Raw genomic sequence first — 22,963 nt, forward strand, 5'->3', positions numbered from 1 at the left:
GCTGATTGCGCCATTATGAAGTGGTAAGGCAATCAGATATTCGATAGAGAAGGACTTTCACCATGGATACACATTTTTATGGACGACGCCTCGTCCGGAGCACTACCCAGAACTGGGTGGGTGGAGTCCTGAGCGGTATTGGAGGGACCTATGGAATCAACGTCACTCTTCTTCGGATTCTCTTTGTTGCGAGCATTCTCCTACCCGGCCCGCAGGTTCTTCTTTATATTGTTGCTTGGTTTATCATGCCCAAGTACTAGGACTTGTCAAAAAGTGGCCGTGATTAATATCGATCACGGCCACTTTTGTGTATTAAGCAGCTAACCTTCCTAATTCGGTATCCACATGGGCGGAGAACTTGGCTAGGACGTCGGCAAGCGCACGTGGGGAAGATTCCATGACTTTAACTCCGTGGCCGCGCAAGTTGTCGGCGTGGAAGCTGTCTGTGTCACCGATGATAAGCACCGGTTTTGCGTGTGGGGCAGCGATGGCTTCGCGCTCGATCCCCTTGCTGACGTCGATAATGGCACATTCGACAGTTTCTAGCTTTGCAGCTTGCGACGTGGCATTCTCTTCCCATGGCACCGTCACTGCGGCTAATTTTGGTGGAAGATTGCGCAGGATGTCGTGGGCGAGGTCGGTGCTGGCATAAATTCCTGTGGTGCTGATCATGGCGATTCGTCTCCTGAAAAGGTTCCTGAGGTGGGCTCTTTTGATTCTTATGTAAAAGGATAGGAATCATATCGATCGTTGTCGATGATTGTTTATGATCGGAATTGGGGTCTAGGATAAGGGGATGGAGCAACATGAACGGCACAGGGTTATTATTCGCGCAGTGGACTCTGGGGGTAAAACGATCGCGCAGTTATGTGAGATCACGGGGGCCTCTGCGGTGACTATCAGGCGCGATTTGTCTGAATTGGATGCGTTAGGGGCGATAGATAGGATTCGCGGCGGAGCGCGGCCTGCACATCGTCGTGGGGCGCACTATCCTCTGGAAGTTCGCAAGCATGAACAGCCAATCGCTAAACGAGCGATAGCAAAGGAAGCAGTGGGAATGGTTGATTCGGGATTTAGCGTGCTTGTGGATTCTGGAACTACTCCGTTGGAAGCTGCGAAGCTCTTGGCTGGAAAAGACATACACGCGCTAGCGCTATCCCTTTATGCGGGAGCTGCGCTAGCGCGTGGGCCGGAAACATCTGTTTTGATACCCGGTGGTGACGTGAATAATGAAGATTTAGCGATCTGGGGTGCGGCAGCTGTGGAAACTGTGCTCTCTATGCGCTTTGATCTTGCTTTTATAGGCGTTTGTGCCTGTGATCCGTCGGTTGGGGTTATGTCTCCAAATCTTAACGAAGCGACGCTTAAACGTGCGGTCTTTCAAGCGTCGCGACGGGTCGTTGTTCTTGCTACTCCGGAAAAATTTTCCCGAGCCTCATCGCACCGGGTCGCCACTTTTGAACAGGTAGACACGGTGATCACGACAAACGATCTTGACATGGAAATCGCTGAGCGTCTCACCGAGTTGGGGACAAATGTGGTGATGGTTCCCGCTTTTGATGAGTGAACTTTTCCGGGAGATTACTGCGCTTGATGCGGGAGTGGGATGGGATTCTTGCCGCCATCGCGCAGTAGGAGCAGGATGTCCCTGATGTCTGCTTGTAATGCCTCAAATAATTTAAGGTCGCCTTTGCGCAGTGCTTCTTCTGATTGAGTATGGATGCTGTCCATGTATTCGCAGAGGCTGATCTCCTTGGGGAACTGCTGCTTACACCACACCATTCGATGTTGGATTTACCGTAGGATGCAGCGTTAGCTACGCCCACCCCCGAGGCGAGTCCGACTGCAATTGCTACTACTGCCAGTTTCGTGGCTACTTTGTTGATCTTCAAGAGAATTCCTTTCGGTAGAGGGGTGATTGTCGTTTTTGAGAACGCTAGAGGGAATCTATACGTAAAACGCCAGGTGGAATTCTCTAGCGTTCTCAAAAAGGACAAACGGGCAATGTTTGGTACGTGATCCTCGATTATTGCAATGAGATTGGCGCTCAATCCTGCATTTCCATAGACAAAGTCCTCATACTGTGAAGCAAAGGGGCCTTTTGTCTATGGAAATGCAGGTTCGGGTGTTGCGGATAGGCTGCAGTCGGTTAAACGGCTTGAGTGGCAAAACTAAAACCTCCTCCCACCAAGAATTTTGCTGGTAGGAGGAGGTTTTTAAAAGTGTCCCCGACAGGATTCGAACCTGCGACCTTTGGTACCGGAAACCAATGCTCTATCCACTGAGCTACGGAGACGCGCTGAATACAACGGATGTAATTCTAACCCATAATGCTCAAAAATACGAAGACGCCCCCTATGAACGGAGTCAAAGGGGGCGTGACGTGGGGGTTATGGAGACTAATCCACAACCACGCAAATGAGGGTACGAGGACCGTGCACACCTTCAACACGGTTCAACTCGATGTCTGATGTGGCGGAAGGGCCGGAGATCATCGTGTTGGGGCGTGTGTGATCAAGCTGTGCAACCATCTCTGGAACGCCATAGACTACGTTGTCCATGCGGACGATGCAGACGTGGCAATCAGGCACGAGAGTCAGCGCGCGGCGACCACAAACCTCGTTGGAGACCAGACAAATGGTACCGGTTTGAGCGGAGCTCACGTGGGAGTCAGTGACCACAGCGTCGACGTCGTTAAGCAGGCGGGGATCGCTTGCATGATCGTCGGCTACAGCTTTGCCCTCAAAGTCTGCGAACAGTGCAGCATCGAGGCCCTCTGCGTAACGGATCTCTTTGGCTCCACGGGAATTCAGGACCTCTGCGATGCTGTCAGCTAGCTCAGCGTCAGTGGTCTGAACAACCTGTGCCTTGTAGTCCAGGAGGCGATCAATAAGCAGCTCTTTGAGCTCTTCGCGGGGGAGCTCGGTCTTAGTGATGTATTCACGGACTACTGGATAGGCACCCTCGGGAACACCAGCAAGTTTGTTGGCGTTGCGGATGCGCTCGAGGATCTCAGTTTTGGCATCCATGGTTAGTTCTCCTTCTTCTGGTTAGCAGCAGGATCGTTGGGGCGGATGCCTTCGTTGCGGGCGTCGGCAAGCAACTGTTGTGCTTCCTCGGAATCGAACCACTGGCGGAAGGACTTCTTTGGTGGAACAGCGGTGTCGCGAACATCAGTCCAACCGGCCAAGAAGCTTGGCAGGTGGGTAATCTTGCCTTTGGAACCACCAAGGATGCGGCCCATAAAGACCATGCGGGTGATCATGTTCCAGACCTTTGCATTGCCCCATGCGAGCTGCATGCTGCCCATGAGGGCCTTCTCGATCTTTGGAGCATCGGTTTCGACCTTCTTGTGGCGAAGCTCCAGCAGGATATCCGTGAATGGAATCTTGACGGGGCAGACCTCGTTGCATCGACCGCAAAGGGAAGATGCGTAAGGGAGATAGGCGTTTGGATCGTGCTTATCTTTCATGCCGGTCATCTGAGGCGACAGGATTGCTCCGATGGGGCCTGGGTAGGTCGAACCATAGGCATGGCCACCGGCACGTTCGTAGACCGGGCAAACGTTGAGACATGCAGAACAACGGATGCACTTGAGGGCTTCGCGGCCGAGTTCGTCAGCAAGAACTGCGGTTCGTCCGTTATCGACAAGGACGATGTGGAAGTTCTTCGGGCCGTCGCCTTCGGTGACGCCGGACCACGTGGAGACATAAGGTGCCTGGCGCTCGCCGGTGGAGGAACGGGGGAGAAGCTGCAAGAAGACCTCAAGATCCTGGAAAGCGGGGAGGATCTTCTCGATGCCCATGACCGAGATCAGGGTCTCCGGGAGGGTCAAGCACATACGGCCATTGCCCTCGGACTCCATGATGGTGACGGTTCCGGTTTCTGCAATGCCAAAGTTGGCGCCAGAAATAGCAACCTTTGCCTTCATGAACTGCTCGCGCAGGAAGGAGCGCGATGCCTCTGCGAGCTCAGCAGGCTCAGAAGAAAGCGAATCGTCAGTGTTGGGCATCTCGCGGATGAAGATGTCGCGAATCTCCGCACGGTTACGGTGAATAGCCGGAACCAGGATGTGAGATGGCTTGTCCTTACCCAGCTGAACGATGAGCTCTGCAAGGTCGGTCTCGCGTGCGGAGATGCCGGCCTCGCGGAGACGAGAGTTGAGGCCAATTTCCATGGTTGCCATGGACTTGATCTTGACCACGTTATTCTCGCCGGTCTCCTGGACCAGCTTGGTTACGATGTTTCCGGCCTCTTCAGCGTCGCGCGCCCAGTGGACGTGTCCACCGCGTGCAGTGACAGCCTCTTCAAACTGAACCAGGAGCTCGTCGAGACGCTGTCCCACGTCGCGCTTGATTCCGGAACCTGCTTCACGAACAGCTTCCCAATCGGGCATTTCTGCGGTGACGTTGAGGCGCTTACCACGAATTGTGGTGGTTGCCTTGGTTAGATTGCGACGCTGGGTTGCGTTGTAAAGCTCATGGTGCGCGGCATGAACAAAGTTCTCGTCGCCACGAAGTTGGCTAATTTCCGATGCGCGAGGTGGCATCGTGGGGGTTCCAAGTGAGACGCTCACAGCATTACCTCTCGGGAGTAGGCGGCGGAATCGGGAGTCCAAGGGTGCTCCTTGGTGGAGGCTAGGATCTCTGCGATATGGATGGCACGGATACCCACGTGCTTGCGGGACAGGTTTCCGGCGATGTTCATCAAGCAGGAAGAGTCGCCACCGGTGATGTACTCAGCACCAGTGATCTCGATGTTGCGGGTCTTGTCGGAGACCATTGCAGCCGAAGTCTCGGCATTCTTCAGGGAGAAGGTGCCACCGAATCCACAGCATTCTTCCTTGTTAGGAAGCTCCACAAGCTCCATACCTGCCACCTTGGAAAGTAGGCGGTAGGGGCGGTCGCCGAGCTTGATAAAGCGTAGGCCGTGGCAAGAAGGGTGGTACGTGACCTTGTGGGGGAAGAATGCTCCGACGTCTTCCACGCCGGCAACATCGATGAGGAATTCTGGAAGGTCGAGGGACTTCTTAGCTGCGTCACGTGCGCCAGCTGCCAAAGTTTTATCGCCGTACCTATCCGCGATGTGCTCATGCTGCTCGCGGACTGCGCCGACGCATGAACCTGAAGGTGCGACGACGTAGTCAATGGAGGGATCGGTGAACGCATCCACATAATTGCGGATCAGTGGGATGGCTTCTTTTTGATAGCCGGTGTTGACGTGCATCTGGCCGCAGCAGGTCTGATCCTTAGGAAAGACGACCTCATAGCCAAGTCGGGACAATACGAGTGCAGTTGCTTTGGATGCGTCGGGGAACATGGCGTCGCCGATACAAGTGGAAAAGAGCGCTACTCTCACGGTAATTGCTCCTTGCTTCGAGGGAAACGTGGCAGTTTGTTGTGGCGTTCCAAATAATCGGAAGCGTTACGCGCCACTGGACATAATAAATACTAGCGGGTGTATCGCTGAAATAACATCTGAATAACCCCGGACTACCAGCGCTTATTAACGAAACGTTAGTGTTATTAAAATGCGGGGAAATGGGGGATGAATTGGGGTGTGGTGCATATATGCGCACTGAGGGGCGTTTTGTCACAAAATGTGGTGAAAAATACAGCAGAAAAAGTGTGGTGATAAATACACAGAAGCGGTGGTTGAAAATCAACCAAATGTGTGACCTACTGCAAAAAGAACTTAAATTATGAGTTGATAGCTATTTCATCGCAGAATAGTAGTGACCCAAGTCCCTCGAGATGGGAGAAGCAACTAGTGTTTTCACCTGTAACGGATGCTGTAGGCGGAAGCCTTGGCCTCTCGGCGCTCTGCGCCATATTGCCGCTCATTGGCTTCTTTGTGTTCCTGATGGTGCTCAAATGGAAGGCTCACTGGTCTGCGCTTGCGAGCGTGGTAGTAGCCCTTCTGGTTGGCATCATCTTTTTTCATATGCCAGCCAACCTTGCGGTACTCGCCTTTTCACAAGGCGTAGCGTTTGGTATTTTCCCGATCGTATACATCATTTGGATGGCCGTATGGGTCTATGACCTCACGGTTATTTCAGGACGTTTCGACGATCTTCGTACGATCTTTGCCAAGATCGGCCGAGGCGACATGCGCGTTCAGGCAATGTTGATTGGCTTCGCCTTCGGCGGTCTCCTAGAGGCCCTCGCCGGATTCGGTGCCCCCATTGCTATCGTTGCGGCAATGCTTCTGGCTATTGGCCTTAAGCCGATCAAAGCCGTTCTGGTTACGTTCGTGGCAAACTGTGCCCCCGTCGCCTTCGGTGCTATGGCTATTCCGGTGACCACGGGTGGTCTTCTTACTCAGATCCCAGGTGAGCAGGTGGCTGCGATGGCTGGCCGCCAGGTTTCTTTGATTGCCCTGGTTGTGCCGTTTATTTTGGCACTGATCATGGACGGCACACGAGGCGTGCGCCAGACATGGCCAATGGCACTTTTGCTGGGCGTGGCTTTCGGTGGTGGACAGTTCCTCGGGTCCAATTACTTCTCTTATGTGCTCACCGACGTCGTTGCTTGCCTTCTTTCCCTCACATGTGGCGTTCTGTTCCTCCGTGTGTGGAAGCCAACTACCCCCGAAGATCAGGCATCGTCCATCAACGCTGATGAGCTCCACCTGACAACGGAGCGGACCGTTTTGGCACTGTTCCCGTACCTTCTCATCGTCTTTGTCTTCTCCTTCACCAGCCTCTGGAAGATCGGCGTCAACATTCCTGCAGCTTTGAAGTCCACGGATATGAAGATCCAGTGGCCAGCGCTGCACGGTCACATCGTTAATGCTGCAGGCGAGCCAGTTAATAACACCATCTTCAACTTCAACTGGCTGTCCACCCCGGGCACGATCATGTTCTTCTGTGGCCTGATCACAGTCGGCGTTTACACCGCATTCTCGCGTGGTGGAAAGTACCCAATGAACTTTGCTACAGGTCTGGCTCAGCTTGGCAAGGGCGCATACAAGATGCGTTACTCTGCGCTGACCATCGCAGCGGTGATGGGCTTGGCATACACCATGAATATGTCCGGTCAGACTGCTTCCATCGGCGCTTTCTTGGCAGCAACCGGACCGGTATTCCCGCTGCTATCTCCGTTGTTGGGTTGGATCGGAACGTGGGTTACTGGTTCCGCTACTTCTGCAAACGCTCTGTTCGCTCAGATGCAGGCCACCACGGCCTCCCAGGTGGGCGTGAGCCCGACGCTCTTGGTGGGTGCCAATACCGCTGGTGCAACGCTGGGTAAGATGATGAGCCCGCAGACCCTGACCATTGCCGCTGGCGCTGTTCAGATGGAAAACGGCGAGCGCAAGATTATGGCTCAGGCATGGAAGTATTCCCTTGGTTTGCTGGTGTACTTGTGCATCATCATTTACTTGCAGTCCACCCCAGTTCTCGGATGGATGGTTGTGGGCTAAACTGCTAACCCATGACACCAGCGGATCTTTCACACCTCATTAAGCGCACTGCTACCACCATCCTTGAATCACGTGGCCTCGATGCCTCGGTTCTGCCTGAGACGGTGGTTGTGGAGCGCCCGCGTAACCCCGAACATGGGGACTATGCCACAAATGTCGCCCTTCAGGTGGCTAAAAAGGTGGGAATGAATCCGCGCGAGCTTGGGCAGTTGCTTGCCGACGTCCTAGCTCTTGATGAAGCCGTCGATGTGGCCGGTATTGCCGGCCCTGGCTTTATCAATATTCGCCTTGCTGCTGCGGCCCAGGGGGAGATCGTTGCTAAGATTCTCGCCGCAGGTGAGGCATTTGGTCATTCAGACCTCTATGCGGGGACTCGCGTAAACCTAGAATTCGTTTCCGCAAATCCGACGGGCCCAATTCATCTAGGCGGTACCCGCTGGGCAGCCGTTGGAGATTCCCTAGGCCGTGTCTTGGAGGCTTCAGGTGCTGACGTCACGCGGGAGTATTACTTCAACGATCATGGGCGCCAGATCGACCGATTCACCAATTCGCTCGTCGCTGCGGCAAAGGGGGAGCCTACACCAGAAGACGGCTATGGCGGAGACTACATCCATGACATAGCAAAAGCTGTGGTTGCAGCGCATCCCGATGTTCTTTCTCAGGAACCAGCAGAGATGGCGGAGACGTTCCGTGCTGCTGGCGTAGAAATGATGTTTGGTCATATCAAGGAATCACTCCATGAATTTGGCACGGACTTTGATGTCTTTTTCCATGAAAACTCATTGTTCGAGTCGGGTGCCGTGGATAAAGCGATCGAACGTCTTAAGGAAAACGGAAATCTCTATTTCCAAGACGGAGCATGGTGGCTGAAGTCTTCTGATTACGGCGACGACAAAGATCGCGTTGTGATTAAGTCAGACGGCGACGCAGCCTATATCGCTGGTGACATTGCATACGTGGCCGACAAAATCGAGCGCGGGCATGACCTGTGCATCTACATGCTTGGCGCGGATCATCATGGGTATATCTCTCGGTTACGTGCTGCTGCCGCAGCGCTGGGCTATGAGCCCAGCAGCGTAGAGGTCCTTATCGGTCAAATGGTGAACTTGGTCCGCGATGGGCAAGCAGTGCGTATGTCCAAGCGTGCTGGCACCGTAATCACCTTGGACGATTTGGTGGAGGCCATCGGCATTGATGGTGCCCGCTACTCCATGATTCGGTCATCGGTGGACTCTAGCCTTGATATCGACCTTGCTCTGTGGGAATCACAGAGCAGCGACAACCCCGTTTACTATGTCCAATACGGGCATGCGCGTCTGTGCTCGATCGCTAGGAAGGCTGGCGATCTGGGGATAACCGCCCTTGACCCTGACCTTGCATTGCTAACCCATGATCGCGAAGGCGATCTGATACGCACGCTGGGAGAATTCCCTGCAGTGGTCAAGGCTGCGGCTGAACTGCGCGAGCCACACCGCGTCGCGCGCTATGCAGAGGAATTGGCTGGGACCTTCCACCGCTTCTACGACTCATGCCAGATTCTGCCTAAGGCTGGCGAAAGTGCGCAGCCTATTCACACCGCGCGTCTTGCCTTGGCTAATGCCACCCGCCAGGTTCTTGCTAATGCCTTGGGATTGGTCGGTGTTACAGCGCCGGAGCGTATGTAGCCGTGGAGAGCTTTAACGCACTGCCATCGCATGTATGGCCTAAAGGCGCGCGTCGAGAAGCTAATGGAGAAGTCTCAGTTGCAGGAGTGTCTCTCTCCGACGTAGCTGAGCAGTACGGGACTCCGGTTTTTGTTGTAGGCGAAGACGATTTCCGCAACCGCTGCCGGGACATGGCCGCGGCCTTTGGTGGGGCCGAGAAAGTCCACTATGCATCTAAGGCGTTTTTGACTCGTCGGATTGCTAAGTGGGTGGAAGAAGAAGGCCTCAACCTTGACATTGCGTCTCTAGGGGAATTTCAGGTTGCGCTAAGCGCTCATTTTCCTCCTGAACGCATAACAGCTCATGGCAACAATAAGAGCGAGGAATTTCTTCGCCTCTTGGTAGCTAACCGGGTCGGGCACATCGTGATTGACTCGATGACTGAGCTAGAGCGTTTGGAAAAAGTCGCGGCTGAGGCAGGCGTTACTCAGCCGGTGATGGTTCGCGTGAAGCCCGGCATTGAGGCTCATACACATGAGTTTATTGCTACGAGTCATGAGGATCAGAAGTTTGGATTCTCTTTGGCTTCCGGATCGGCGTATGCGGCGGCAAAGCGTGTTATTGAATCTGACCCCTTGTACCTGATTGGCCTGCATTGTCATGTGGGTTCGCAAGTTTTTGATGCCCAAGGTTTCAGCTTGGCAGCCCAGCGTGTGCTGACGCTGTATTCAAAGATTCATTCAGAACTCGGTATCGACTTAGAACAACTAGATCTAGGCGGCGGCTACGGCATTGCTTACACCGAAGATGAGACCCCTCTGGACGTTACCTCTGTGGCCCAAGATTTGTTGGGGGCAGTGGATGAGGTAGCTCGCACCTTAGGCATTGATGCCCCCGAAGTGCTCGTGGAGCCTGGGCGGGCCATCGCAGGGTCGTCCACCGTGACGGTGTATTCCGTGGGAACTGTGAAGGACGTCCACGTGACGGATGAACAGCTGCGGAGATATATCGCCGTGGACGGTGGCATGAGCGATAATATTCGCCCTGCGCTGTATGAAGCTGAGTACGACGTGCGGGTGATCAACCGCAACGTTGCAGGGAACCTTGTCCCCAGTCGGGTTGTAGGCTCGCATTGTGAGGCGGGGGACATTCTGATCAACGATCGGGAACTTCCAAGCGGAATTGCTGAGGGGGATCTCATAGCTTTGGCGGCTACTGGAGCTTATTGTTTTGCAATGAGCAGCAGGTACAACATGATGGGGCGGCCGGCAGTAGTGAGCGTTAGAGCAGGTGAATCTCGCCTAATGGTTCGCCGTGAGACCATCGAGGATCTACTTGCTTTGGACGAGGGCTGATAGGAGATCACCGTCGCTACATGGTGGTAGCAATGCAAGAAAAACAGCTGGACATGCTTTTACGTTACAGACTTTTATGGTGAAGACGTTGACGAGAATGTCCAGCTGTTTTCTATCCTTTTAACCGTCTCGATTGCGCTAAAACACTCATAGCGTTCGTTTCCTCAATGTGGGGTCCTGATGTCGGGAGGAAACAGCGCGTGGGTCCCCTGAACGGGAACTCACCGGTAAGGGCGCTGCTACAATGCTTCGAAAGCTAGTGTTCCTACTTTTTGCCCTAAAGGAGTCTCATGTCGACTGAACAGCACATCAGCGCCACGTTCAACCCTGGAAAAGGGGAGGGGGTCCCGGTAGGTATTGCCATTTTGGGCTACGGAACAGTTGGCAGCCAAGTGCTGCGACTTCTCACTGAGAACGCTAGCGACTTCAAGAGCCGTTCTGGGGGACCACTTGAAATCAAGGGTGTGGCTGCATCCAGCAAAGAAAAACACAAGGGCTCCCTGGCCGATGAGCTGGGGGTCCTCACGGATGATGCTCGCTCACTCATCGAGCGTGACGACGTAGACATCGTTGTAGAAGTCATCGGTGGCATTGATTACCCGCGTGAGCTGATCCTCAAAGCCTTGCGCTCTGGAAAATCGGTCGTCACCGCCAACAAAGCGCTGGTAGCTGCACATTCCGCTGAACTTGCACAAGCTGCTGATGAGGCAGGCGTTGACCTCTACTTTGAGGCCGCCGTAGCTGCAGCGATCCCGGTAGTCGGGCCTCTGCGTCGTTCTCTGGCCGGCGATCAGGTGCAATCCGTTGCCGGAATCGTTAATGGCACGACTAACTTTATCCTGGATGCGATGGATTCTACCGGCGCCTCCTATGACGATATGCTCGCTGAAGCCACGCGTCTGGGGTACGCAGAAGCCGACCCAACTGCCGATGTTGAAGGCCATGACGCTGCAAGTAAAGCAGCAATTCTGGCTTCCCTAGCATTCCACACCCGGGTTACCTCGGATGACGTGCACTGCGAGGGCATCTCTAAGATCACTGCGAAAGACATAGAGGCGGCGAAACAGGCCGGTCACACTATCAAACTCTTGGCTATCTGTGAGCGACTCCAAGGAGAAAACGGCGAAGAAAAAGTGTCTGCCCGTGTCCACCCAACCTTGGTTCCTCGAAGCCACCCGTTGGCAAGCGTGAGCAAGTCCTTCAACGCCGTATTCGTTGAAGCTGAGGCAGCAGGGCGTTTGATGCTCTATGGAAATGGTGCAGGCGGTAACCCCACTGCGTCGGCAGTGCTCGGCGATATTGTAGGCGCTGCTCGTAACAAGGTGTTCGGGGGACGCGCTCCAGGCGAGTCAACGTATGCAAACCTTCCGATTGCAAGCTTTGGCGAAGTCCTCACGCGCTTCCATATCGATATGGAAGTCGAAGACCGCGTTGGCGTCCTTGCGGACCTCGCGCAGATTTTTGCAAGCAATGGGATCTCACTTAGTACGATCCGGCAGGAAGAAAAAGACGGACACGCACGGCTTATTGTGGTCACTCACACGGCCCTTGAGGCGGACCTGGAAAAAACCGTTGACAATATCAAGAATTCCGATGCTGTTAAGCAGATCAGCAGCGTGATTCGTTTGGTGGGGGAGTAATCATCACTCATGAGTATTGAGCTTGAAGTAGGTAAAAAGGTCTCAGTCACCGTCCCAGCATCCTCGGCCAACCTAGGCCCCGGCTTTGACACACTAGGTCTTGCGGTGTCGTTGTATGACACAGTCGAGGTAGAAGTTGTTGCCTCAGGCCTTAGCGTGGAAGTCTTTGGCGAGGGCCAGGGAGACCTGCCATTAGACGGTTCTCACCTCGTAGTGAAAGCACTGCGTGCTGGGCTTAAAGCGGCGGATGCGCACGCCCCAGGGTTGAAAGTGGTGTGCCATAATTCCATACCGCAGTCTCGTGGTTTGGGATCTTCCGCAGCCGCTGCAGTAGCTGGTGTATGCGCTGCTAATGGTTTAGCCGGTTTTCCTTTAAGTAATGAGCAAGTGGTACAGCTGTCGTCTGCTTTTGAAGGGCACCCAGATAACGCAGCGGCGTCTGTTCTGGGGCAGGCTGTAGTCTCATGGACTGAGATTCCGGTGGATGGCAGGACAGAGCCGCAATATAGGGCGGTTACTATTCCCGTTGCCGAGTCGATTATGGCGACTGCGCTAGTGCCAAACTTTCATGCATCCACAGAGGCTGTCCGTCGCGTCCTTCCTACGGACGTGACTCACGTGGACGCACGATTCAACGTGTCCAGGTGCGCGGTGATGACCGTTGCTCTGCAGCATCACCCGGAACTCCTGTGGGAGGGAACACGCGACCGGTTGCATCAGCCATATCGCGCCGACGTATTGCCCGTAACCGCAGAGTGGGTGAATCGGTTGCGTAATAGGGGATACGCTGCGTACCTTTCGGGCGCGGGCCCGACCGTGATGGTGCTATCTACAGAACCGATCGATGAGTCAGTGCTTAACAACGCCCGCGAGGCCGGCTTGCGGGTGCTCCCGCTAGAGGTTGCTCCGCCGGTGTCTGTCACTGTTTCCTAGCGGCGCGGTGCTTGGTGCCGTTATTGATCTTAACGGCACAGTAGGTGGGATCCTGGTCTGGTTCGAGGCTGACGTCGAGGTCCGTATTGAGGACTAAAGCTTGGAGCATTCCGTCGTGAACGGCGCAGAGAAAGCTGATGGGTTTTTCATTGCCCGTGATAAAGGGGCATGAGTAAAGGCGTAGCTCGTCTTCATGTTCAATAGGGTCAAAACCCATGAGGCGGAGACGTCGAGCGAGGATCGCAGGGGTTTTTCGCGGATGGCAGGTCTTGTGCATGACCTGCCCCCATTCAAGACCTATTTCCCTGGCTGTTTCCAAGGATGCGTTGTCGTCTGCGAGACGCTGCGCGAGAATTCTAATGAGCGTCACGTATTCCGAGGCCACGGCCCTATTGTCTGGAATCCTGGATCGGTATACCAGCGAGGGGCGGCCCCTGCCCTTACTAGGAGCGGGGACGGTTTGTATCGCCTTGCGCTCTAAAAGCTCATCTAAGTGACCACGGGCAGTATTGATATGCATGCCAAGGGTTGCGGCGAGTTCTTAGATTTTTGCGCCGTCTTCAAAACTTGCGACGGTGTCTAACACTTCACGTTGTCTTTGACTAAGGCTTAGGGCCTCGGGAAAGAGTTCCGTAGTAGGGCGGGGCGCTCGCTGGCTCATGGATTGTCCTCATCTAACAAACCTTGACACAAATGGAAATAACGCATCCTAACTGAGAATGCTCTTGGTGCGTGGTTTGTAACGTCTATTTCTAGCATAAAAGACGTCTTGTATCACTTCAGTCTCCCACTATGATTTATATCGCTTGACTATTAGGGTTGAAGAGCAACAATTGGCGCGGCTGGGTGTTACGCCCCCTGGCCGCGATGCAGCGACGTAATGCGGCCTTTGGTTAGGTTACTGCGGGGAATCATCACCGGAATGGCCGGGGCCGAGCAGCGAGATGATCTCATAATCTCCGTCGGCAACATGCTTTCTCAGGTCGATCTTGTCAAACTTGCCCACAGAGGTTTTATCGATGGAATCGACAAAAGCCCAGTACTCCGGGATCATCCAATTGGGGAAGGTATCGCGAAGCCGTGATCGGAGGCGCTCGGCTGTTTTGTGATTGCGGGGAATATCTGGGGAGACCACGGTAACTGCGAGGGGGCGTTCGCCCCACTTGGGATCCGGATAGCCGATTACGGCGGCTTCGACCACGACTGTTGCCGCCATGATCTCATTTTCGAGCATTGCGGAATAGATCCATTCGCCGCCTGATCGAATGACATCCCTGGCTCTATCGTGGATGGTGAGGAAGCCGTCTCGGGTTACGGAGCCCACATCGCCGGTGCGCAACCAACCATCGGAGGTAAATTGCCCGGGAGCGTCTTCAACGTGATGGTCCCGAAACATCGAAGCGGGACCCGTGCCCTCTTCCGAATGTGAATGGTAGTAGCGGGTTGTGACCCAGTTTCCACGCACCTGGATTTCTCCCTGATTTCGGTCGGTGGCGCTCATAACCTCGCCATCGTTGACAACGCGGTATTCCAAGGATGCGGGGAAACGACCCTGGCTGATTCGATAACTCCGTCGAGTTTCACCGGAAACACCCGACGGTGGACGTGCGACTGTGCCTATGGCGAGCGTCTCTGTCATGCCCCAGACATGAACGACGTCAACGCCGTAGCGCTCTTCCCAGAGTTTGATCAGGATAGGAGGCACCGCAGAACCTCCAACGTAGATCTCTTGTAGGCTCATGCGCTCGGGGGAATGGCGCATGTAGTGCACCATGAGTTGAATCCACAGGGTTGGTACTCCGTGGGCGACCCGGGGAAGTGCTGTGGCAATAATCTTTGCCAGGGAGGGTCCAGATACATCTGCGCCAGGGAAGACCAATGGTGTTCCAGACATGAAGGCGGCGACGGGAACACACCAGCTTAAAATGTGATAGAGCGGTACGCAGCAGAGAAACGATTGTCCGTGAGTAACTGCTAAAGAATCTGTAGTTCGCAGGTTCATACACTGCAGGTAGAGGGCGCGGTGGGAATAGACAACGCCCTTGGGGGCTCCGGTGGTTCCGGTGGAATAGCAGATGGCAACCGCATTATTTTCTTCGATGACGGGCCAATCATAAATTGTGCTTCGGCCGTCTAGGAGGGCCTCGTAGGAGTAGCACGTGATGGTATCGGGAATAAAGCGTGCTGCAGCGGCAATGTCATCGCGGCCGATAAAAATTACGGATCGGACTGAGGGGCAGCCTTCATCCAAAATAGTGCCCAGCTGCTTTGCTAACCGCTGATCTGCGACAATCACGTGATCTTCCGCGTGGTTGATGATGTGACGGATTTGATCGTTCATCAATTGCTTGTTTAACGGATTAAACACGGCTCCCATGCAGCCCACGGCAAAGAGTGTTTCTAGATGCTCCGAGCAGTTATACATCATTGATGCTACGCGTTGGTCAGCGGTGATGCCCAGCTCATCGCGGAGGGCATGGGCGAGGGCCGCGGCGCGGGCTGCAATCTCAGCAAAGGTGGTCTCTTGCATAGCGTCGCCCTCAAAAGTGGACACTTTAGTTTCGGCATGGATCTGTGACCCATAGGTGAGGATCTGTGCAAGGTTGAGCGGAATAGGCTGCATCGTACTGAGCATGACTTACACCATAGTTGCGAAAATTGCCTCAAGTTCACCTCACACGCATTTATGCGTTAGACTGCGTTACGAGCTTCACAATAATTTTTGTACTGACCGCGTTTCGCCGAGTAATAACCCGAGACGCAGTGTTCAGTTCCCGCTTTAGAAGTTCACCACCGAATTGCTGTCAAGGCCGCGCCGGCGCGGGACGATACATCCTCGCATGTGTGCGTTCTTAACGCATTTGGTAGGGATTCTCGGGCACCTACGCCATCAGTACCTGAATCCAGTTAATTCCACAGCATGCTTTCCAGTGGTGGTTACTTGGTTGAATATTTTCCCGGTGACCTCTTTTCCCTCTGGTAAAGGCGATGAAAGGACATCTGTGACAACAACAGATAACGGCGCACAGCGTAATCTTGCTGCATTGCGTCTGCCCGAGCTGCGCAAGATTGCCGCTGAAATGGGTCTAAAAGGCACCTCTGCACTGCGCAAAGGCGACCTTATTGCCGCGATTAGCGGTGCGCAGGGGGGAAAGGCTGCACAGGGTGGACGTAGCGCCGCTCCTGCAGCAAAGCACAATACCCAAGCAAAGGCTACGCCCAAGGTGGAGAAGGATTCTGCACCTGTAGAAAGTTCAGCCCCAGAGGCCGCTAAGACCCAACAGGAAAAGGCTGATCAGGCTCCCGCCAAGGAGTCAAAGTCACGCCGTCGTCGGGTGCTGAAGACCGCGGGAACCGCCGAGGCAACAAATGATGCGGTCTCCCACGAGTCCAGTACACAGGAATCTGCGCCCGTGGAAGAAGAGAAGCCGCGTCGTCGTCGCGCGACTCGTCGTGTAGAAACTCCTTCAGAGAAGCACGGCTCTGCAGAAAGCTCCTCACGTGACAAAGCGGATACGCCCGTTGAATCTAACGATGGGGCAGCGGAAGCTGTTGGACATGGCGATGCCGATGATGAGAATCGCTATGAATCGCGCTCGGCTGCTCGACGTGCTCGTCGTAACCGTGCTCGTCGGGAACACCGCGAGGATCGACAGGTTTCTCAGCGAGAAGACAATCGTGCTGAGAACGATCAGGCTTCCCACGACGGGGAACAACGTAAAGAAGCACCCGCGGATAACGTGAAGACAGAGGAGCGTCGAGAAGCTTCTGAGCATCAGGCTGCAGATCAGCAGCAGACTCGGGAATCTCGTGAGGGCTCTGAAAACGAGCATCCTCGTCAGCGTAACGGTCGCCATCATGAGCGCGGCGACCGAGGTGATCGCAATGATCGTAACCGTCGGAATCGCCGTAACCGACGTGGTCGTGACCGCGATGATAACCGGGAGAACACCAGCGTCGAGCCTCGTGAAGACGAAGTTTTGCAGAACATCGCCGGCATTCTCGACATCGTGGACAGCAATGTCGCTTTCGTTCGTACGTCGGGCTACCATGCTGGTCCCGCAGACGTCTACGTAAACAACCAGATGATTCGTCGCTTGGGCCTACGCGCCGGCGATGCCATCATTGGCCAGGTTCGGATGAATGGCGATAACAGCCATGGTGGACATCATGGACACAACCGCGGGCGCAATCGTCAAAAGTACAATCCGTTGGTTCGCGTTGAATCCGTCAACGGCATGTCTATAGAGGAAGCTAAGGCTCGTCCGGACTTCTCTAAGCTCACTCCGCTGTACCCGAACCAGCGACTGCGCTTGGAAACCGAACCAAAGATCCTTACCACTCGTGTGATCGACTTGATCATGCCTATTGGTAAAGGCCAGCGTGCACTTATCGTGTCCCCGCCGAAAGCCGGTAAGACTACGATTTTGCAGAACATCGCCAACGCTATTGCCACAAATAACCCTGAGTGCTACTTGATGGTGGTGCTTGTCGACGAGCGCCCCGAGGAAGTCACCGATATGCAGCGCTCCGTCAAGGGTGAGGTTATTGCCTCCACCTTCGATCGCCCGCCAAGCGAACACACCGCTGTGGCTGAGCTGGCAATTGAGCGCGCTAAGCGACTCGTAGAACAAGGACAAGACGTTGTGGTGCTTCTCGACTCCATCACACGCCTTGGCCGTGCTTACAACAACTCTTCTCCTGCTTCAGGCCGTATCCTGTCTGGTGGTGTGGACTCGAATGCCCTCTATCCGCCAAAGCGTTTCCTAGGCGCAGCTCGTAACATCGAAAATGGTGGCTCTTTGACTATCATCGCCACTGCGATGGTAGAAACTGGCTCCGCAGGCGATACCGTGATCTTCGAGGAATTCAAGGGAACCGGTAACGCAGAGCTCAAGCTGGATCGCAAGATCTCCGAGCATCGCGTATTCCCAGCAGTGGACGTTAACCCGTCAGGAACTCGTAAAGATGAACTTCTTCTGGTGCCTGAGGAAGCTCGCATCATGCACAAACTGCGCAGGATTCTCGCGGCCTTGGACAACCAGCAGGCCATTGATCTGCTTATCAAGCAGCTCAAGAAGACCAAATCCAACGGTGAGTTCTTGATGCAGATTGCATCGAGTGCTCCGATGGCTGCAGACGCCGAGGAGGAGTAATGGCCCAGGTATCAGCAGTCGATGACATCGTCTCGGAGTACCAGGGTATTGAAGCTCAGATGGCCGACCCAGAAACCATGGGCGACCAGATGTTGTTCCGGAAATTATCCAAGCGCTATTCCGAGCTGCAGCCGATCATCAACGTGAATAACAAGCTGGTGCAGGCCAGGGATGATCTGGAAGTAGCCAAAGAGATGGCTCACGAGGACCACGAATTCCAAGAAGAGGCAGCTCGCTTGGAATCTGAGGTTGTGGTTCTTGAAGAACAGCTCGCTGACCTTCTGGCACCTCGCGATCCCCATGATGGAGATGACATCGTCATGGAAGTGAAGGCAGGCGCAGGCGGAGAAGAAGCTGCCTTGTTTGCCGGCGAGATTGTGCGCATGTATCAGCGTTATGCTGATAAGCATGGCTTTGCCGTGGAGATTTTGGACTCCTCTGAATCTGATTTAGGAGGTGTCAAGGATATGACTCTGTCTATCCGATCAAAGACGCCTTCTCGTGATGGTGCCTGGAGCGTGTTCAAGTTTGAAGGCGGAGTCCATCGCGTGCAGCGCGTTCCGGTCACTGAGTCTCAAGGCCGCATCCAAACATCTGCCGCAGGTGTGCTGGTGTATCCAGAGCCTGATGAGGTCGCGGAGATTGAGATCGACGATAAAGATTTGCGTATCGACGTCTACCGTTCCTCCGGTAAAGGCGGTCAGGGTGTGAACACGACTGACTCTGCTGTGCGTATTACCCACCTTCCTACTGGCTTGGTTGTTACCTGTCAGAAGGAGCGCTCGCAGATTCAGAACAAAGCACGAGCCATGCAGGTTCTAGCTGCGCGTCTTCAGTCTATGGCTGAAGAGCAAGCAGAGGCAGAAGCTGCTGAGGGACGCGCTGCACAGATTCGCACCATGGATCGCTCCGAGCGCATCCGCACGTATAACTGGCCAGAGAACCGGATTTCCGATCACCGTATCGGATTTAAAGCAAATAACCTTGATTCGGTTCTCAACGGTGAGTTGGATGACCTGTTTACTGCGCTACGTGCAGCAGAACGCGCGGAACGCCTAGAAGTTGAGTAAAATAATTTCGTGTTATTTACTTCTCTGAGAGACGCCGAGGCCACCCTGGAAGCAGCCGGGGTGGCCTCCCCGCGTAACGACGCTCAGATCCTAGCCGCGCATCTTCTACGATGCACTCCCATGGAACTGGGGCTACGCATGCGCGAACCGACCCCGGATCAGTTCGAGGCTCTTGTCGCACGGCGCGCACAGCGCGAACCCTTGCAGCACATCGTAGGAGAAGCATGGTTCGGTCCTCTTACTTTGAAAGTGGGGCCGGGGGTTTTTATCCCACGTCCAGAAACAGAAGTTCTTGCCGACTGGGCGGTGCAGCAACTCGGCGGTGGGGAAACCGTCGTGGACCTGTGTACGGGGTCGGGAGCCCTAGCGGCTTACGTCGCAACGCTTGTTCCTACGGCGAAGGTTACTGCAGTGGAACTTTCTCCTGCTGCGACCCGCTACGCACAGGAAAACCTTCCTACTAACGTGAATCTGGTCATCGGCGATGCAACGGATTCTGATCTGCTGAGGTCGTTGGCCGGGACAGTGGATGTAGTGGTGAGCAACCCTCCGTATGTGCCGGAAACTCCTGACCTTGCTCCCGAGGTTTATCACGATCCTGCAATGGCTGTGTTCTCCGGCGCGGATGGGATGGACACGATCAAACTGTTGATTCCTGTCATCCATGAGCTCTTGGCTCCTAAGGGACGAGTGGGGATAGAGCATGATGATGCAACGTCTCTAGCCGTGCTCCAAGAATTCCATAAACACGGAGGATTTTGCGAGATTGCCGTTTTGGAGGACCTGACGGGTCGAAAACGATTTGTTACGGCGAGTAAGCTTCCTTAAAAGAACGGTTGTGCCCGAAACTGCGGAAGAGATTATTTATCTCTACGCCGTAAGACGAAAGAAAAATATATCGTGAGCAGAATTTATGACTGCAGTGACGCAAGTATTCGTAACGCTGCACTCAAAGTAGCAAGTGATGCCGTCAAAGACGGTCGCCTTGTTGTCATGCCAACGGACACTCTTTACGGCATCGGTTGCGATGCGTTTGACAATAATGCGGTGGCAAAGCTTCTTGCTACTAAGCATCGTGGTCCCGATATGCCCGTGCCGGTGCTCGTGGGAAGTTGGGACACAGCTCGTGGGCTTGTCCACTCCTACTCAGAGCAGATGCGAACACTCATAGAGGCGTTCTGGCCAGGTGCCTTGAGCATTGTGGTTGCTCAAGCACCGAGCCTGCAATGGAACCTGGGGGACACCCGTGGCACAGTAATGCTGCGCATGCCACTTCATCCTGTTGCTATTGAGCTACTGCGAGAAACCGGTCCGATGGCTGTATCCTCGGCAAATATTTCGGGGCAGAAGCCACCGGCTACAGCATTAGCCGCTCAGGAGCAGCTTGGCGATGCCGTGAGTGCGTATCTTGATGGCGGTGCTACACCGGTAGGGACCGCCTCAACGATTATTGATCTTTCTGGTCCTACGCCTCGAATTTTGCGCGAAGGCGCGATCAGCGCTGAACGCATTGCAGAAGTGCTGAACCTCGATGTGGAGACGCTACGCTAAATGGGCGCTGGTGTTGCTGGTGTGCCGATGAGGGAATTGGCGCTTGTCATTTTGGTGGCTGCCGCGCTGACGTACCTCACGACAGGCATCGTTCGTTATTCCATGGTCCGCTCAGGTCGCATGGGAGAAATACGCGAGCGCGATGTTCACACCCAACCGAAGCCTCGGTTGGGCGGCGTGGCAATGTTTACGGGATTTCTAGGGGCAGTATTCCTTGCAGACCAGTTTCCCGCCTTGACTAGAGGATTTCAGCCGATCACTCCGGAGATGAGCGCAGTGATTTGGGCGGGAGTGGTCATTGTCACCGTGGGTATTATCGACGACCTCTACGAGCTTGACGCCATAACCAAACTATTTGGGCAGATCCTCGGATCGATCGTGATGAGCATCCTCGGTCTGACCTGGTCATTGCTTTATGTCCCTTTCGGTGGCGGTACCACCGTCATCCTTGACCAAGTTGCGTCAACCATCGTTACGGTGCTGTTTACGGTTACTCTGATCAACGCCATAAACTTTGTGGATGGACTCGACGGTCTAGCGGCGGGGCTTGGCATGATAGCTGGGCTTTCCATCCTGGTTTTCTCTATGACGGTGCTTCATGATCAAGGGGGCATGGTGTCGGCGTACCCGCCGGCCATCATCGCGGCAGCACTTGTGGGAATGTGCGCTGGCTTTCTTCCTCATAACTTTGAGCCGGCGAGGATTTTTATGGGGGACTCGGGCTCTATGTTGATTGGACTTTTACTTGCGGCGGCGTCCACCTCGGCGAGTGGAAAGATTGATATGAGCCTGTATGGGACTGTGGACGTTATTGCTCTTATGTCTCCGATCATCGTGGTGGCTGCCGCTGTTTTTGTCCCTATGCTCGATCTGGTTATGGCTGTCGTTCGACGGGTACACAAAGGACAGTCTCCTTTTTCGGCGGACAAGATGCATCTGCACCATCGGCTGTTGTCGCTTGGGCACACTCATCGCCGCGTAGTGTTGGTTCTCTACTTATGGGTCTCCGTCGTAGCATTTGGTGCTGTTTCATTTTCTGTGGTGCCACCGATTGCCTCGGTCATTGGAATTGTGATCGCTATGTTCGTAGCTTTCCTAGCCACGCGAGGGCCAGTGCGCCGCGCTAACGAGCTGGGAAAAACTACACAGAAATAAGTCTTAATGGCTAGCAGATCAGGTTTATTGTAGGGTTCTCGGCTGAGGCCAAGCGGGTTTTGTTTCGGCAAGGTGGCCCCACAATGGACTGTAGTTTTCCTAATAGTTAGTGATCTCGATAGGATTTCAACTCGTGACTAACCTGAATCCCAGCCAAAGCACTTCGCCTTACGACGATCACCGGCGCCCATTACTGCGAGCCCTGAAATACGGTTCCGGTGCATTAGTACTCATAACTTTGGTTTCGCTAGCCGCGTGGGGCTGGGCGCGAGATCTTCCCGGTATGTGGGGAGTACTGCTCGGTGCAGCCATTGGCGGCGGTTTTGTGCTACTCACGGCTTTGAGTGTGTTAGCAACGTCAAATACCTCGGCTGCGACTACTGGTGCCATAGTGCTGGGCGGATGGTTGCTGAAGATTGTTGTCCTTATCATTGTGCTTGTAGGCATCCGCAATCTGGAGTTTTATGACAAGTATGCGTTTCTTATCACGCTCGTTCTTGCCTTGGTCGTAGTGCTTGCTTGCGAAGTCTGGGGCGTCATTACCTCAAAGGTGACTTACGTGAGCTAAAGGCTGCGCCCCTCCTTGGGGTACTCCCATAGAACCTTTGCGCGTTTATTTGTGGATTCGGAGCTATGCCGTGGAGAGAAATTTCTATCACGGAATAGCCCCGTTTTTCTCTGTAACCAAACAGTGCCGTGTTTGGTGTGCAGATTTTTGTGGCTTCTCCTCGTCGCGGAGCTCCGGAGGGGCGCTTTTGGGCTGACTCGCTAGGAAGGGGAAAAGGCGAGGAAGTGGCCTTAAAGTTATCCGTTTTTTATCTGAACTTGACGGCGCGGAACGTCGTAAAGGCGTGCGGGTGGGGGACAGGGGTAGTACCCCTAAGTATGTACAGTGAGTGACGTCACAATTCCGCGTTTTCCCCGCTTATTGCCTTAATTAAGGTTTCTGGCATCAAGGGGGTGTTCATAGGGCTGGGCTATATGGGAAATTCGGTGAACTGCCTGATAGGGTAATCCGCGGGTTGCTTAAGTTTGCAG

The 22,963-nt window shown here is 54.3% G+C and carries 19 protein-coding genes, 1 tRNA gene and 1 pseudogene; 13 read left to right on the forward strand and 8 right to left on the reverse strand.

What is annotated here, in order from left to right:
- Positions 1-62 precede the first annotated feature (62 nt).
- Positions 63-260 carry a PspC domain-containing protein gene (locus CBE74_RS17320; protein WP_087453785.1) on the forward strand — a complete coding sequence of 66 codons (198 nt, stop codon included), beginning with the start codon at positions 63-65 and terminating at the stop codon, positions 258-260.
- Positions 261-312: 52 nt separating this feature from the next.
- Here the strand turns inward: CBE74_RS17320 and CBE74_RS17325 are convergent, their stop codons facing one another.
- Positions 313-672, reverse strand: coding sequence for a hypothetical protein (locus CBE74_RS17325; RefSeq protein WP_087453786.1), 360 nt, complete (start codon positions 670-672; stop codon positions 313-315).
- Positions 673-796: 124 nt separating this feature from the next.
- Between CBE74_RS17325 and CBE74_RS17330 the strand changes: the two genes are divergently transcribed.
- Positions 797-1,567 carry a DeoR/GlpR family DNA-binding transcription regulator gene (locus CBE74_RS17330; RefSeq protein WP_166741013.1) on the forward strand — a complete coding sequence of 257 codons (771 nt, stop codon included), beginning with the start codon at positions 797-799 and terminating at the stop codon, positions 1,565-1,567.
- Positions 1,568-1,581: 14 nt separating this feature from the next.
- Here CBE74_RS17330 and CBE74_RS17335 read toward each other — a convergent pair whose 3' ends face one another.
- From CBE74_RS17335 to CBE74_RS17355, 5 genes are all read right to left on the reverse strand, one after another.
- The gene (locus tag CBE74_RS17335; RefSeq protein ID WP_225870120.1) at positions 1,582-1,782 is read right to left on the reverse strand and encodes a hypothetical protein; all 201 of its coding nucleotides are present in this window, start codon (positions 1,780-1,782) and stop codon (positions 1,582-1,584) included.
- A 441-nt stretch (positions 1,783-2,223) separates the two neighbouring features.
- Positions 2,224-2,296, reverse strand: a tRNA-Arg gene (locus tag CBE74_RS17340).
- A 103-nt stretch (positions 2,297-2,399) separates the two neighbouring features.
- Positions 2,400-3,029, reverse strand: a complete 630-nt coding sequence (locus CBE74_RS17345; protein ID WP_014525613.1) for a LutC/YkgG family protein — start codon at positions 3,027-3,029, stop codon at positions 2,400-2,402.
- A gap of 2 nt (positions 3,030-3,031) precedes the next feature.
- Complete coding sequence (locus tag CBE74_RS17350) at positions 3,032-4,576, reverse strand: LutB/LldF family L-lactate oxidation iron-sulfur protein (protein ID WP_087453787.1); 1,545 nt, start codon at positions 4,574-4,576, stop codon at positions 3,032-3,034.
- Positions 4,573-5,358 (reverse strand): (Fe-S)-binding protein, encoded by a 786-nt coding sequence (locus CBE74_RS17355; protein WP_013911259.1) that lies wholly within the window; start codon positions 5,356-5,358, stop codon positions 4,573-4,575. Before CBE74_RS17355 ends, CBE74_RS17350 begins: the two co-directional genes overlap by 4 nt.
- Before the next feature lie 411 nt (positions 5,359-5,769).
- Here CBE74_RS17355 and CBE74_RS17360 point away from each other — a divergent pair, with 411 nt between their 5' ends.
- The 5 genes from CBE74_RS17360 (at position 5,770) to thrB (ending at position 12,993) form a co-directional block, all read left to right on the forward strand.
- Positions 5,770-7,422: an L-lactate permease gene (locus tag CBE74_RS17360; RefSeq protein WP_259484486.1), complete on the forward strand. Its 1,653-nt coding sequence runs from the start codon at positions 5,770-5,772 to the stop codon at positions 7,420-7,422.
- Positions 7,423-7,433: 11 nt separating this feature from the next.
- Complete coding sequence (gene argS, locus CBE74_RS17365) at positions 7,434-9,086, forward strand: arginine--tRNA ligase (protein ID WP_087453789.1); 1,653 nt, start codon at positions 7,434-7,436, stop codon at positions 9,084-9,086.
- Between the two features lie 2 nt (positions 9,087-9,088).
- Positions 9,089-10,420: a diaminopimelate decarboxylase gene (gene lysA, locus CBE74_RS17370; protein WP_087453790.1), complete on the forward strand. Its 1,332-nt coding sequence runs from the start codon at positions 9,089-9,091 to the stop codon at positions 10,418-10,420.
- Between the two features lie 290 nt (positions 10,421-10,710).
- Positions 10,711-12,060, forward strand: coding sequence for a homoserine dehydrogenase (locus tag CBE74_RS17375; RefSeq protein ID WP_087453791.1), 1,350 nt, complete (start codon positions 10,711-10,713; stop codon positions 12,058-12,060).
- A 9-nt stretch (positions 12,061-12,069) separates the two neighbouring features.
- Positions 12,070-12,993 (forward strand): homoserine kinase, encoded by a 924-nt coding sequence (thrB, locus tag CBE74_RS17380; RefSeq protein ID WP_087453792.1) that lies wholly within the window; start codon positions 12,070-12,072, stop codon positions 12,991-12,993.
- On the opposite strand, the pseudogene CBE74_RS17385 reads toward thrB, so the two are convergent.
- Together CBE74_RS17385 and CBE74_RS17390 are read right to left on the reverse strand one after the other, a co-directional pair.
- A pseudogene (locus CBE74_RS17385) lies at positions 12,980-13,654 on the reverse strand (helix-turn-helix domain-containing protein). The gene thrB and the pseudogene CBE74_RS17385 sit on opposite strands and share 14 nt — an antisense overlap.
- Before the next feature lie 237 nt (positions 13,655-13,891).
- Positions 13,892-15,628 (reverse strand): long-chain fatty-acid--CoA ligase, encoded by a 1,737-nt coding sequence (locus tag CBE74_RS17390; protein ID WP_087453793.1) that lies wholly within the window; start codon positions 15,626-15,628, stop codon positions 13,892-13,894.
- A 445-nt stretch (positions 15,629-16,073) separates the two neighbouring features.
- Here CBE74_RS17390 and rho point away from each other — a divergent pair, with 445 nt between their 5' ends.
- The 6 genes from rho (at position 16,074) to CBE74_RS17420 (ending at position 22,493) form a co-directional block, all read left to right on the forward strand.
- Positions 16,074-18,149, forward strand: a complete 2,076-nt coding sequence (gene rho, locus CBE74_RS17395) for a transcription termination factor Rho (protein ID WP_375167319.1) — start codon at positions 16,074-16,076, stop codon at positions 18,147-18,149.
- Positions 18,149-19,219, forward strand: a complete 1,071-nt coding sequence (gene prfA, locus CBE74_RS17400; protein WP_087453795.1) for a peptide chain release factor 1 — start codon at positions 18,149-18,151, stop codon at positions 19,217-19,219. Before rho ends, prfA begins: the two co-directional genes overlap by 1 nt.
- A 9-nt stretch (positions 19,220-19,228) precedes the next feature.
- Positions 19,229-20,047, forward strand: coding sequence for a peptide chain release factor N(5)-glutamine methyltransferase (gene prmC / locus CBE74_RS17405; protein ID WP_087453796.1), 819 nt, complete (start codon positions 19,229-19,231; stop codon positions 20,045-20,047).
- Between the two features lie 72 nt (positions 20,048-20,119).
- The gene (locus CBE74_RS17410; RefSeq protein WP_087453797.1) at positions 20,120-20,770 is read left to right on the forward strand and encodes an L-threonylcarbamoyladenylate synthase; all 651 of its coding nucleotides are present in this window, start codon (positions 20,120-20,122) and stop codon (positions 20,768-20,770) included.
- Positions 20,771-21,925 (forward strand): MraY family glycosyltransferase, encoded by a 1,155-nt coding sequence (locus CBE74_RS17415; RefSeq protein ID WP_087453798.1) that lies wholly within the window; start codon positions 20,771-20,773, stop codon positions 21,923-21,925. It begins immediately after the preceding gene.
- A 133-nt stretch (positions 21,926-22,058) separates the two neighbouring features.
- The gene (locus tag CBE74_RS17420) at positions 22,059-22,493 is read left to right on the forward strand and encodes a Cg1360 family ATP-synthase-associated protein (RefSeq protein ID WP_087453799.1); all 435 of its coding nucleotides are present in this window, start codon (positions 22,059-22,061) and stop codon (positions 22,491-22,493) included.
- The last annotated feature ends 470 nt before the right edge of the window (positions 22,494-22,963 follow it).

This window comes from Corynebacterium silvaticum, from assembly GCF_002162115.2.
GTDB classification, from domain to species: Bacteria; Actinomycetota; Actinomycetes; order Mycobacteriales; family Mycobacteriaceae; genus Corynebacterium; species Corynebacterium silvaticum.

What these genes read in the sequence shown, in the direction of transcription:
- CBE74_RS17390 (WP_087453793.1), bottom strand. Translation starts at nt 15,628, where the DNA reads ATGCTCAGTACGATGCAGCCTATTCCGCTCAACCTTGCACAGATCCTC.
- CBE74_RS17330 (WP_166741013.1), top strand. Translation starts at nt 797, where the DNA reads ATGGAGCAACATGAACGGCACAGGGTTATTATTCGCGCAGTGGACTCT.
- prfA (WP_087453795.1), top strand. Translation starts at nt 18,149, where the DNA reads ATGGCCCAGGTATCAGCAGTCGATGACATCGTCTCGGAGTACCAGGGT.
- CBE74_RS17335 (WP_225870120.1), bottom strand. Translation starts at nt 1,782, where the DNA reads ATGGTGTGGTGTAAGCAGCAGTTCCCCAAGGAGATCAGCCTCTGCGAA.
- CBE74_RS17375 (WP_087453791.1), top strand. Translation starts at nt 10,711, where the DNA reads ATGTCGACTGAACAGCACATCAGCGCCACGTTCAACCCTGGAAAAGGG.
- argS (WP_087453789.1), top strand. Translation starts at nt 7,434, where the DNA reads ATGACACCAGCGGATCTTTCACACCTCATTAAGCGCACTGCTACCACC.
- thrB (WP_087453792.1), top strand. Translation starts at nt 12,070, where the DNA reads ATGAGTATTGAGCTTGAAGTAGGTAAAAAGGTCTCAGTCACCGTCCCA.
- rho (WP_375167319.1), top strand. Translation starts at nt 16,074, where the DNA reads ATGGGTCTAAAAGGCACCTCTGCACTGCGCAAAGGCGACCTTATTGCC.
- CBE74_RS17320 (WP_087453785.1), top strand. Translation starts at nt 63, where the DNA reads ATGGATACACATTTTTATGGACGACGCCTCGTCCGGAGCACTACCCAG.
- CBE74_RS17415 (WP_087453798.1), top strand. Translation starts at nt 20,771, where the DNA reads ATGGGCGCTGGTGTTGCTGGTGTGCCGATGAGGGAATTGGCGCTTGTC.
- CBE74_RS17325 (WP_087453786.1), bottom strand. Translation starts at nt 672, where the DNA reads ATGATCAGCACCACAGGAATTTATGCCAGCACCGACCTCGCCCACGAC.
- CBE74_RS17345 (WP_014525613.1), bottom strand. Translation starts at nt 3,029, where the DNA reads ATGGATGCCAAAACTGAGATCCTCGAGCGCATCCGCAACGCCAACAAA.